General features: G+C 67.1%; 10 protein-coding genes. 5 read left to right on the top strand and 5 right to left on the bottom strand.

Annotated elements, in window-relative coordinates; all coding sequences use genetic code 11:
- Window positions 1–227: 227 nt before the first annotated feature.
- Both HUU94_RS03075 and HUU94_RS03070 read right to left on the bottom strand, forming a co-directional pair.
- Window positions 228–1448, bottom strand: coding sequence for an LLM class flavin-dependent oxidoreductase (locus tag HUU94_RS03075; RefSeq protein ID WP_174273652.1), 1221 nt, complete (start codon window positions 1446–1448; stop codon window positions 228–230).
- Between the two features lie 2 nt (window positions 1449–1450).
- Window positions 1451–2230, bottom strand: a complete 780-nt coding sequence (locus HUU94_RS03070; protein WP_174273649.1) for a hypothetical protein — start codon at window positions 2228–2230, stop codon at window positions 1451–1453.
- 182 nt (window positions 2231–2412) lie between these two features.
- Between HUU94_RS03070 and HUU94_RS03065 the strand changes: the two genes are divergently transcribed.
- Window positions 2413–3354 carry an NAD-dependent epimerase/dehydratase family protein gene (locus tag HUU94_RS03065; RefSeq protein ID WP_217429549.1) on the top strand — a complete coding sequence of 314 codons (942 nt, stop codon included), beginning with the start codon at window positions 2413–2415 and terminating at the stop codon, window positions 3352–3354.
- 132 nt (window positions 3355–3486) lie between these two features.
- Here HUU94_RS03065 and HUU94_RS03060 read toward each other — a convergent pair whose 3' ends face one another.
- Both HUU94_RS03060 and HUU94_RS03055 read right to left on the bottom strand, forming a co-directional pair.
- Entirely contained in the window at window positions 3487–5121 is a 1635-nt protein-coding gene (locus tag HUU94_RS03060; protein ID WP_174273648.1) for a class I adenylate-forming enzyme family protein, read from the bottom strand.
- A 162-nt stretch (window positions 5122–5283) separates the two neighbouring features.
- Complete coding sequence (locus HUU94_RS03055; protein WP_174273647.1) at window positions 5284–6051, bottom strand: SDR family NAD(P)-dependent oxidoreductase; 768 nt, start codon at window positions 6049–6051, stop codon at window positions 5284–5286.
- A gap of 181 nt (window positions 6052–6232) precedes the next feature.
- Between HUU94_RS03055 and HUU94_RS03050 the strand changes: the two genes are divergently transcribed.
- The 3 genes from HUU94_RS03050 to HUU94_RS03040 all read left to right on the top strand — a co-directional run bounded on the left by HUU94_RS03050 (window position 6233) and on the right by HUU94_RS03040 (window position 8647).
- Window positions 6233–7105 carry an SDR family NAD(P)-dependent oxidoreductase gene (locus HUU94_RS03050; protein WP_174273646.1) on the top strand — a complete coding sequence of 291 codons (873 nt, stop codon included), beginning with the start codon at window positions 6233–6235 and terminating at the stop codon, window positions 7103–7105.
- A gap of 64 nt (window positions 7106–7169) precedes the next feature.
- Window positions 7170–7745 (top strand): carboxymuconolactone decarboxylase family protein, encoded by a 576-nt coding sequence (locus HUU94_RS03045; RefSeq protein ID WP_174273645.1) that lies wholly within the window; start codon window positions 7170–7172, stop codon window positions 7743–7745.
- The gene (locus tag HUU94_RS03040) at window positions 7742–8647 is read left to right on the top strand and encodes an NADP-dependent oxidoreductase (protein WP_174273644.1); all 906 of its coding nucleotides are present in this window, start codon (window positions 7742–7744) and stop codon (window positions 8645–8647) included. The genes HUU94_RS03045 and HUU94_RS03040 overlap by 4 nt, the downstream gene beginning before the upstream one ends.
- 182 nt (window positions 8648–8829) lie before the next feature.
- Here the strand turns inward: HUU94_RS03040 and HUU94_RS03035 are convergent, their stop codons facing one another.
- The gene (locus tag HUU94_RS03035) at window positions 8830–9759 is read right to left on the bottom strand and encodes a TIGR03619 family F420-dependent LLM class oxidoreductase (RefSeq protein WP_174273643.1); all 930 of its coding nucleotides are present in this window, start codon (window positions 9757–9759) and stop codon (window positions 8830–8832) included.
- Between the two features lie 183 nt (window positions 9760–9942).
- Between HUU94_RS03035 and cofG the strand changes: the two genes are divergently transcribed.
- Window positions 9943–11078: 7,8-didemethyl-8-hydroxy-5-deazariboflavin synthase CofG (gene cofG, locus HUU94_RS03030; RefSeq protein WP_254601911.1), on the top strand; the 1136-nt coding region annotated here is incomplete at its 3' end.

Below are 11078 nucleotides of genomic sequence, written 5' to 3'. Positions count from 1 at the left end.
CGCTTCACGCCAAGCGAATGCTCCAATTACATCCACCACTCCGGATACGTGCAATCATGATCGAGTCTGACTCTAGAACCCGTTTGGAAACTCGCGGAAGAGCGAGTTTCCCGCGGCACCGGCCCGCTCCCCCACCCGACCTCCCAATCAGGATACTCTGTGGGAGGTCGAGTGGGGGCGCGGGCCGGTGCCGCCAAACGCGCCGTAGGCGCGTTTCAAACATCTTCTCAGCGCTTCGGCGCGATCGCATCCTTGTCGACCGCGAGCACATCCATCAGCCCGGGGCGGATATGCTCGCCTCCCTTTTCCGCCTCGTGCCTGGCGATGGCGGCGGAGATCGCGGCGCGGCTCTGCTCGCCGAACCGTGGGCGATTGGCCTTGACCCATTCGTAGGACGCGACGCGATTGACGTTGAGCTGCTGGAAATGCGGCATCACGTATCGCGCGATCATCTCGTAACTGGCCTTGGTCGCGGTCCAGTTCGCCCAATTGTGCGCGAACAGCAGGAAGGCGCCGAAGCCGCCGCTCTCCCTGGCGAGCAACTCGATCCGCTCGATCGCATCGTCGGGCGTACCGACGACGGCCGAATCGGTGGCGAGATAGGCCTCCACCGGATCGCCGACGCCTTCGGGCACGAGCGGCAGGTTGGCGACGTCCTTGAAATAGGCCAGCCATTTCGAAAGCCCGAACCGCACGTCGGCAAGCGCCTGCTCACGCGTTTCGGCGATGTGCATCTGGCCGACGAGGCGCCAGCGCGATCGATCCATCGCCTGCCCGTTATCGGCGGCGACCTGTTCGGCGATCGCCCAGTTGGAGGCGAGCGCGTTGAACCCCGCCTTGCTGGTCGCCTGGATCGACAGCAGGCCGAGCCCGTGCTTTCCCGCCGCGCGCGCCCCCGACGGCGAGATCAAGGACGCGACCGTCATCTCCACCATCGGCCGGCTCCACGGCATCAATTGCACGCGCGCTTCGTTCAGCGTGAACCAATCGGTGGTGCGCGTCACCGTCTCGCCGCGCAGCAGAGGGATCAGAACGTCGATCGCCTCCTCCATGCGCTCGCGCTGGGCGGCGACCGGAATGCCCATCATATGGGCGTCCGAGGACAAGGCGCCCGGCCCGACCCCGAACATCACGCGCCCCCGCGTCATATGATCGAGCTGCGCGATGCGATCGGCGAGGATCAGCGGATGGTGATACGGCAGCGACGAGACGCCCGTGCCGAGGCGGATGTGGCGCGTCCGCTCGGCGGCCGCGGCGATGAACAGCTCTGGGCTGGCGATCGTCTCGTAGCCGGCGGAATGATGCTCGCCGATCCACGCCTCGTCATAGCCGAGCCGGTCCATATGCTCGACCAGCTCCATGTCGCGGTGCAGGCATAGCGACGGATTCTCCTCGAGCGGATGGTGCGGGGCGATGAAGGCGCCGAAGCGCAGGCGCGGGGGCAGCATCGTCACTGCTGCTCGTGCCCGTAATCGGAGGGGTAGACCGAGAGGTCGCCGCCGTAGGCGATGCCGCCCGGCCAGAATTCCGTGCCGCTGATCTTCTGGAAATAATGGACGGTGCGCGCGAAGGAGCCCGATTTCGATCGTGGCTGCATCTTGATCCCGCTCGGGCTCATGCCGACCGCGCGATAGCCGAAATCCTTGACGGTGAAGGCGAGATCGTCGGTTTGCTGCGCGACATAGACGAGCTGATCGCCGGGGCAGTAGGTGCGTGGCTCGACCTGATGGGCCGCAAGCTTGCCGCGCTTCATCGCGACGTGACCGGGGACGTTCGAAACCTCGGGACTGTGCACGTTCGCGTACCAGTCCATATATTCGTCGTACCGCCCGGCGGTATAGTTGCCGATCAGCACGCTGATTCCCGAAAGCGGCTTGTCTCGCTGCCAGTTCGGGCTGCCTTCCCAATCGCAATAGAGTTCGTAGGTGAACAATCGCTCGGATTCGTCCTGCGCGATCAGGCCCTTGTCGCGCGCCTCGGCCAGCAGCGGCCCGAGCGCGGGAATGTCGATCGCGGCGTCGCCGGTCTCGAAGTCGTAGGCCGAGCAGAATTGCCAGGGCTGGGCGATGTCGACCATGATCTGTTCTGGCGTCACCTCGTAGCGATCGGCCGAGCGAAAGCCGCGCAACCGCCCGAGCGCCTCGCGGTGCGGCCCATCGAACCAATCGGCATAGTCCTGCTCGCGTCCCGCGGGCACATTGTGCAGGTGAAAGGTCACGTATAGCGCCATCGCCGTCTCCTTTTCTTCCGGGCTCGCGCGCGGCCTCGTGGTTTACCTTGCGGCGGCAACCGCCCGCGGTGGAGCCGCTTTTGACGCGATCCGTTGTGCGATTCCTAGAGGGCCGGGCATCTCCAGGCGCTTTCCCGGTCATTTTTGTGGAACGCGGGCAAAATCGCTGGCACAGCCGCGCGATGAATATCCTGATCTTCGGTGCGACGGGCTATGTCGGTCGCCATGCCACCGCCAGGCTGATCGCTGACGGCCACGCCGTCACGGGCTTCGTACGCGATACGGCGGGCGCGGCATTGATGGCGGAGCTCGGCGCCGGCAGCCATCGGGGTTCGCTCGAAGACATGGCGCGGGTGACGCCGCTGTTCGCGCATTTCGATGCGGTCCTGTGGATCGCGCAGCTCATGCTGGATGAGGAGGCGCGGGTCGTCGACGCGATGCTCCGGGCGCTTGCCGGGACCGGCAAGACATTCCTTTTCACCGGCGGCACCAGCCTCATTTCCGAGCGGACCGATGGCGACTGGAGCGAGAACAGCTTCGCCGAGGACGATGCGTTCGTGCCCCGCCGGCAGATCGCGCCCCGGCTTGAGATCGAGCAAAGCGTCCGCGCCGCCGATGGCGAGGGACTGAGGACGCTGTGCCTGCGCCCGCCGCTGATCTGGGGCAATGGCACGTGCAAGATCATCGCCGACCTCTATCATTCCGCCAGGCTGACGGGCGCGGTCTGCTACATCGGGCGCGGGCTGAACTGCTATTCGAACGTCCATGTCGACGATCTCGCGGCGCTCTATGCGCTGGCGCTGGAGAAGGGCGTCGGCGGCGCGCTTTACCATTCGGTATCGGGCGAGGTGAATTATCGGCAGATGGCGGAAACGATCGCAGCGGAGCTCGGCGTGCCGACCCGCTCGGTCAGCTTCGAGGAGGCGATCGAAATCTGGGACAAGTTCACCGCGCTGATCGTGTTCGGCTCGTGCAGCCGGTCGCGCTCTCCGCGCGCGCGGCGGGAGCTTGGCTGGACGCCCCGGCCCGATCGGCTGGATCTGCTGGCCGAATGCCTCAATCCCGTCTTCGCCGACGGCGGCGCGCGTGGCCTGTCATCGTGGGTGAAGCGCGCTGCAGGTTAAAAGAGTCCGGTTGTCGTCCGAAACTCGCTCTTTCGCGAGTTTCCAAAAGACTATTATAGACTGTCTTGTTCATGCTGAACCGTCACCCCGGCTCAAGGCCGGGGTGACGAGAGTTCAACAGACTCTACTCCGCTAGCGTTCGCCCCCGTGGCCGGTCCGCTCGGCGATCATCGCGGCCACCTCCCCGACCTTGACCTTGTTGGAAGGCGTCCAGGGCACGTCTCCCTCGTCGAGCAGGACGATGTGTTTCGGAATCTTGTAATTGGCCACGAGATCGCGGAGCGCGATCTTCAGCGATTCTTCGGTCGGCGTGAAGCCCTCCTTCGCGACCACCGCGGCGGCGACGATCTGGCCCGCCGAGGGATCGGGAAGGCCGACGACGATCGGCAACGCGACTTCGGGCAGCGAACGCAACGCCGCCTCGACCTCCTGCCGCGAGACGTTCGCCCCGCCGGTCTTGAGCATGTCGCCCAGCCTGCCCTTGAAGAAGAGGTGGCCCGCCTCGTCCAGATAGGCGCTGTCGCCGGTCGGGTAGAAGCCGTCCGGCGTGAACACGCGATCGGCATCCATCTTGTAGAAGCCGCGCATCAGGCCGCCCCGGCGTAGCTGTAGCTCGCCAAGCTGCCCGGTCGCCAGCACCTCGCCGGTATCCGGATCCACGATCCGCCGATCGAAATCCGATGTCACCCGGCCCGACGATCCCCAGAGATTTTCGGGCAGCAGCTCGCCGCTCGGCTCGGCGCTGTGCGGGCCGAAGCTCTCGGTCATGCCCAGCATGTTGACGGTCCGATTGGCGGGAATCGGCACGCCATCGGGCGATCGCGGCACGGCCAGACCGCCGACCGTATCGGGATCGAAACCGCGCGCGGCGATCGCGGCGCGGACCCGATCCGATTGCGGACCCCAACTGTTGATCCGGTTGACGCCGAGCTGTTCGTGCGCGTCGGCGACATCCTCCATGCCGGGCCCGAGCGGATAGACGAGGGTCCCTCCCGTCGCCAGGATTTCCAACGCGAAGTTCAAGCCGCCGACCCAGAACATCGGCAGCAACGGCATCACCCGATCGGTGGGCTTGATACGAAAATAAGGCGCCAGAACCTGCGAATGCTCCGCCGCCGAGCGCTGCGTGTGAACCACCGCCTTGGGCAAAGCGGAACTGCCCGAAGTGTAGATGATCACCGCATCGTCGCTCGGCGCGACTTCCGCCGCCATGGCCTCGATCAGCGCCTCCGCCGGCGCGGGCAGGGCGAGCAGGTCCGCGTGGCCCGAGGCCCAGGAAAGCCCTTCGGCATCGTCCAGCCAGATCCGACGAAGATAGGGCGCGTCCTTCAGATAGAGCGCGCCATCGCGATGATCGGCGATCGAGGGCAGCGCGGCCTCCAGCCGCTCCGAATAATCGTGGCGCAGGAACCCGCGAACGCCGATCAGGAACTGGCTGTCGCTATGCTTCAGGATGTGCGCAAGCTCCGGCGCGGTCGCGAGCGTGCTCACCGCCACCACCAGCGCGCCGATCCGCGTGGCCGCAAGGAAGGTCGTCAGCCAGAATGGTCCGTCCGGCGCGAGCAGCGCGACCCGGCCACCCTTGCCCACGCCTGCCGCGACCAGCGCGCGCGCCATCGCCATCGCCCGCGCGTCGAGCTCGGCATAGGTCAGGCGCGTCTCGACCGTTGCGACCGCCTCGGCATCGGGGGTCCGCTCCACGCTGCGGCGGAAGAGTTCGCCGATCGTGCAGGGCCGATCGGGCGAGATCGGACGCGGTGACAGCAAGCCTTGATTCAAAGTCACTCTCTCCCTGTCGGTTTCAGCGCGATTAGGTCGCGTCTGGCGCTAGCGCAACATGCCGGCCGCGGCCTAGTGTCTTGATCGCGGGGGACCGGTGCGATCCGTGCGATCGCTCGGCCCTATCGCCCCCGCGATCGATCGCCGCGATCAGTGATAGGTCCGCCCGCCATCCACCGCCATCGCGATGCCGGTGACGTAGGAAGAATCGTTGCAGCTCAGGAACAGGATCGCGCGCGCGATCTCGATCGGCTCGGCAATGCGCTGGAGCGCATATTGCTTCACAAACGGTGCGTCGGACGGGTTGGGATAATCGGCGAAGAGATGTGCCGCCATCGGGGTGTTGGTGACGCCGGGGCAAAGCGCGTTGACCCGCACCGCCGGAGCGACCTCGGCCGCAAGCGCCTTGCTGAACGCGACGAGGCCGCCCTTGGTGGCCGCATAGGCGGTATTGTTCGGCGCGTTGGGCAGGAGCGCCTGGCCGGATGCGATGTTGACGATCGTCGCGTCGGCGCATTGCCGCATGTGCGGCAGCGCCGCCCGGCAGAGCAGGTAGGGCGCAACGAGGTTGACCGCGACGAACCGCCCCAACACATCCGGGTCCATCGTCTCGATCGGCCCGCCCTTGGAGAAAGCGGCGCAATTCACGATCCCGTCGATGCCCCCCATCGCCGCCGCCGCCGCCGCTACCACCGGATCGAGCGCGAACGTATCCGCCAGATCGACCGGAAAGGCATGCGCGCCGATCGGGGCGGCGATATCCAGCAGCGCCTTTTTGTCGCGATCGATCAGCGCAAGGCGGGCGCCTTCCTGATGAAACAGCAGGGCGGTCGCGCGCCCGATGCCGGAGGCCGCGCCGGTGACGATCACGCGCCGCCCCGCCATCTTCGCGCCGCCGCGATCCTGCCCGCCTTGCATAGCCTCTCCACTCTTGCGCCGATCCTACCAGATCGATGCGATGCCGGGAACCGATCGGTCGGGCCGGCGGCCATCGCGATCATCGCGCTTGCCGATCGGGCGCGATCCCCGGCATGCGCAATCACGATGGCCGGATTCGCGAATCATCGTCCGATCGGCCTATAGGGCGACAGGAAAGATCATGGACGATACCATCCGCGCGACCACGCTGAGCCCCGACGATATCCTGCTGTCCGGCCAGATCGCGCTCGTTACCGGAGGGGCGGCCGGGATCGGCTATGGCATCGCCATGGGGCTGGCGGCGTTCGGCGCCGATGTCGCGATCGCCGATATCGACCCTGCCGCGGCGGAGGCGGCCGCCGCCGCGATCCGCGCGAAAGGCCGGCGCGGAATCGCGATCGCGTGCAACGTCATGGAGCGCGATCAGGTGCGCTCGGCGATCGAACGCACCGTATCCGATCTCGGCGGGCTCGACATATTGGTCAACAACGCCGGCGGCGTGCGCGGCGCCAATCTCTCGGATCTTTCCGATCGTTCGATCGATCGGGTGATCGATATCAATCTGGTCAACCTCGTCACCGCGACCCAGGCGGCGGTCAAACAGATGGTGTCGCAGGGGCGGGGCGGATCGATCATCAACATCGCCAGCATCGAAGGCATGCGCGCGGCGCCCTCTTATTCGGTCTATGCCGCATGCAAGGCTGGCATGCTCAACTTCACCCGGACGATGGCGCTGGAACTGGGCGAGCATCATATCCGGGTCAATGCGATCGCGCCCGATATCGTCGTGACCGAAGCGATGATGAAGATGTCCGACGGCGCGGTCGACGGGCCGCCGATGCGCGAGGCGCGCCGCCGTTACATTCCGCTCGGGCGCGCGGGCAATTTCGACGATTGCGCCGGTGCCGCCGTCTTCCTGGCCTCCCGGATGGCCTCCTATATCACGGGCGTCACGCTCAACGTCGATGGCGGGAGCTGGGCGTCGGGAGGATGGAGCCGCAATGACGAGGGCGGCTGGGAGCTTTATCCCCGCGCGCTGATCGCCACCTTCTGATATCGTCCGGAATTGAACGCCCCTGGGGCGGCCTACGTCAGCCCCTCATCCGGAGAACCGCAGGATGCCCCGTATCGACGATGATCTCCGCGCCCTGAACAGCGATGCCAGGACGGTGTGGGGGCATTATCAGCCCGAGATGGCGCGGGCGGCGGCAAATATGTCGCTCGCCGTCTACCAGAATTCACGGCTTTCGATGCGCGAGGCCGAGGCGGCGCGTTTTCAGACGGCTTTGCTCAACGGCTGCGACGCCTGCTACAATTATCGCATCGCGCGGGATCTCCCCGGCTACATAGCCTCGGTCGATGCCGAGGCGATCGCGAACGTCGGCGCAGATCGCGGTGTTGCGCCCGATGAGGCGCTTTACGCGGCGGTCGAGGCCGGAGAGCTCGAGGGTCTGAGCGATCGCGAGCGACTGGCGGTCGAATATGCCGCGCGGATCGGCACCGAACCCAAAGGGCTGCCGGATGACGATGCCTTCTGGCGGCGGATGCACCACGCCTTCGAGGATCGGGAGATCGTCGACCTTAGCTACAGCATCACGACCTGGATCGCGGCGGGACGCTTCCTTCATGTGCTCCAGCTCGACAGTTTCTGCCCCGCCGGCGTGCGCCATCGCGAACTGGAGACGGCCCAATGAAAGCGGTTCTGATCGACGGATATGGCGACGCGGACCTGCTCAGGCTCGGCGAGGCGCCGACGCCCGATCCCGGACCCGGCGAGCTGCTGGTTCGCGTAGGGGCGATCGCGGTCAACCCGGCTGACTGGAAATGGCGCGTCGGCATGTTTCGCGCGCACAACCCGTTCACGTTTCCGCACATCCTTGGATATGATGTGGCGGGCACGGTGGTCGGCGGAGATGCGCTGCCCGCCGGAACGCGAGTCGTGGCCTCGCTCGATCCGGTGCGGCAGGGCGCCTATGCCGAATATGTCGTGGTCGCGCCCAATCATTATGCGCGGTTGCCGGATGCGCTGGATTTCGCGCGCGCGGCGGCGCTTCCCACGGCGGGGCTGACGGGCGTTCAGCTCGTCGAGGAATCGCTCGACGTCAAAGCGGGAACGCGGCTGCTGATCACCGGCGCGACCGGGGCGGTAGGGCGCTTCGCCGTCCATGCCGCCAAGCGGCGCGGGGCCTGGGTGGTCGGCGCGGTGCGTTCGCCGTATCGCGCCGCAGCGGCCGAGATCGGCGTCGACGAGGTCATCGGCTTCGACGATGGCGAAGCCGTCGCCGCGGTCGACATGGTGGCGGATACGGTGGGCGGCGCGCTGGCGTCTTCGCTGTTCGGGCGCATCGCCGCCGATGCCACGATCCACACGGTCGCCACCGATCCGATCCTGGTGGACGGGCTGGCCGCGCGCCCCTTGTTTTACGCCGTGCATGCGGACGGTGCCCGGCTCGCCGAACTGGCCCGTGCGCTCAGCGACGGCGCGCTCGAAGTGCCGATCGCGGTCACCCTGCCCTTGGCGCGCGCCGCCGAGGCGCACCGGCTGATCGAGGGCGGCGGCATCGGCGGCAAGATCATCCTCGAACCCGAGGCATAGCGCCCAAGCCCGTCCGGGACGTCGTAACCGAGCCGATCCGCCGCCTGCGCGATTGCGCCGAATCCTCGACGGTCGCATCCGTCTCCCAGCCGGCGTGGCGCTGGACCCCCGCCGCGAGCGTGAGGCCAGGCGTGGAGATGCCGTAGCGCAGGGTCGGTGCCGTTGCCCCTCGGTTCATTCGCTCAGGCGGTCTTCGGCACCTTGGCCGCGATCTCCTCGCCGAACCATTGCACATTCTCGATGAACGCCTTCCGGCTCGGCGAAGGAACCGAAACCGTCGACCAGCTAACGCCGGCCTCCTGCAACTCGCCATAATCCTCGACGGCTCTGGAAGCGTCCCCGACGTCCTGTGGCTTCATCGTGCTGTTGCCGAAGCGGCCCATGCAGATCGTGAGGGGATCGGTCCGGCCGATGCTGTCCGCATGCGCCTGCGCATAGGCGAGCTTCTCCTTGAGCTGGCCGATATTGGCGAGTTCATCGGTGCGCGCGGTCTTGGAGACGATGCCTTCGACCGGGAACGGGCACCATCCGTCGCAAAGCTCGACCGCGCGCCGGATCGCGCGGTCCGCATTGCCGCCGGCCCAGATCGGCACGCCGTTCTTCTGCTTGGGCGTCGGCAGGCAGACCGCATCGCGCGCCTCGAAGCGGCTGCCCTCATGGTGCACCGGATTTCCGGTCCATGCCTGACGCAGCACCTTGATCGATTCGTCGGTGATCGCCCCGCGATCCTCGAACGACACGCCCACGGCCGCATATTCGGGGCGCAGATAGCCCGTGCCGATCCCCATCGTGAAGCGCCCGCCCGAAAGCGCGTCCAGCGAGGCCGCCGCCTTGGCGACGATGAACGGGTTGCGGTAGGCGAGCACCAGAATATGCGTGTGCAACCGGATGCGCGGGCTCGCCGCCGCCGCGACCGAAAGCGCCACGAACGGATCCAGCGTGGCATGCCCGCCATTCTCCACCCAACGCCCGCTCGGCGCCGGATGATCGGTGACGAAGGTCGCGTCCAGCCCCGCCTTGTCGATCGCCTGCACCATTTCGGTGATGGCCTCCACCGTCAGGAATTCTCCATTGCCGACGTCGTCGATCGGAAGCGAGCAGGAGAAGCGCATGATGGAGCCTTTCGAAAGTTTCTTTATGGCGAACGCTCGGGGCCGCTCGCGAAACGCGCGATAGGGTCGGCGCGATGGCACCGCAAGAAAGCGATCACATATCGCCTGGGCAATGACCGACAGGTGGCCTCGGGGAGCCGAGTGAGCTAGTCGCACCGTCTGGCCGGATGGCGGCTCGGAACAATGGCGGCATTTGTGGGCAAATCGGCGACCGAAAGCCTGGAGACTCTGTGGCGGGGCGAAGACGATCGGGCCCGGTCGCGCCTTGCCGGCGCCACCGCGGACCGGATGATCGCCGATGCGCGGCGCATGACGATCGAGGGATTCGGCGGCCTGGTCACCTATTCGCGCAAGGTTTTCATCCCGCTGACCCGGCTGTGCCGCGACGTCTGCCATTATTGCACCTTCGCCACCACGCCCGCCCGCCTGCCCGCGCCCTATCTTTCACCCGAAGAGGTGCTCGCGATCGCGCGCGCCGGGCGGGATGCCGGCTGTCGCGAGGCGCTGTTCACGCTCGGCGACGCGCCCGAGCTGCGCTATCCGGCGGCGCAACGCGCGCTGGAGGCGCTGGGCCATGATTCGACGCTCTCCTATCTCGGCGCCGTCGCCAGGCTGGTGATCGATGAGACCGGGCTGCTCCCGCACCTCAATCCGGGGCTGATGGACGAAGCGGATCTTGCCGCGCTGCGTCCGGTCTCGGCATCGATGGGGCTGATGCTGGAGACGATCGCGGATCGCCTGTCCGCGCCGGGCGGCCCGCACCACGGCTCGCCGGACAAGCTGCCGCAACGCCGTCTCGCGGCGATCGACGCCGCCGGACGCGCCCGCGTGCCCTTCACCACGGGGCTATTGATCGGGATCGGCGAAACCCGCGCCGAGCGGATCGAGGCGTTGCTGGCGATTCGCGCGCTGCACCGCCGCCATGGGCATATCCAGGAAGTCATCATCCAGAATTTCCTGCCGAAGCCCGGCACGCGGATGGCGGCGGTGCCCGGCGCGGCGCTGGACGAACAGCTCTGGACAATCGCCGCCGCGCGGCTGATCCTCGGCCCGGCGATGACGATCCAGGCGCCGCCCAACCTGCGCGAGCCGGCGGCGCTGCCGCTGCTGCTGGCGGCCGGCGTCAACGATTGGGGCGGGGTATCGCCGGTGACGCCGGATCATGTGAATCCGGAGGCGCCCTGGCCACATCTCCTGGCGCTAGAAGAGGCGACCGCCGCGACCGGGCGCGTGCTGCGCGAACGATTGGCGGTGGGCCCGGCCTTCGCCGCCGCGCCGGAGCGCTGGATGGCGCCCGAGATCGCGACGCGCGTCCGCCG

The organism is Sphingomonas bacterium (assembly GCF_903644055.1).
In the GTDB taxonomy this organism is placed as follows: Bacteria; Pseudomonadota; Alphaproteobacteria; order Sphingomonadales; family Sphingomonadaceae; genus Sphingomonas_I.
This window is presented reverse-complemented; position numbering and strand designations above follow the sequence as displayed.

Bases quoted from the DNA above. Each gene is read 5' to 3' on its own strand.
- HUU94_RS03065 (WP_217429549.1), top strand. From the start codon at position 2,413: ATGAATATCCTGATCTTCGGTGCGACGGGCTATGTCGGTCGCCATGCC.
- HUU94_RS03050 (WP_174273646.1), top strand. From the start codon at position 6,233: ATGGACGATACCATCCGCGCGACCACGCTGAGCCCCGACGATATCCTG.
- HUU94_RS03035 (WP_174273643.1), bottom strand. From the start codon at position 9,759: ATGCGCTTCTCCTGCTCGCTTCCGATCGACGACGTCGGCAATGGAGAA.
- HUU94_RS03040 (WP_174273644.1), top strand. From the start codon at position 7,742: ATGAAAGCGGTTCTGATCGACGGATATGGCGACGCGGACCTGCTCAGG.
- HUU94_RS03045 (WP_174273645.1), top strand. From the start codon at position 7,170: ATGCCCCGTATCGACGATGATCTCCGCGCCCTGAACAGCGATGCCAGG.
- HUU94_RS03055 (WP_174273647.1), bottom strand. From the start codon at position 6,051: ATGCAAGGCGGGCAGGATCGCGGCGGCGCGAAGATGGCGGGGCGGCGC.
- HUU94_RS03075 (WP_174273652.1), bottom strand. From the start codon at position 1,448: ATGCTGCCCCCGCGCCTGCGCTTCGGCGCCTTCATCGCCCCGCACCAT.
- HUU94_RS03070 (WP_174273649.1), bottom strand. From the start codon at position 2,230: ATGGCGCTATACGTGACCTTTCACCTGCACAATGTGCCCGCGGGACGC.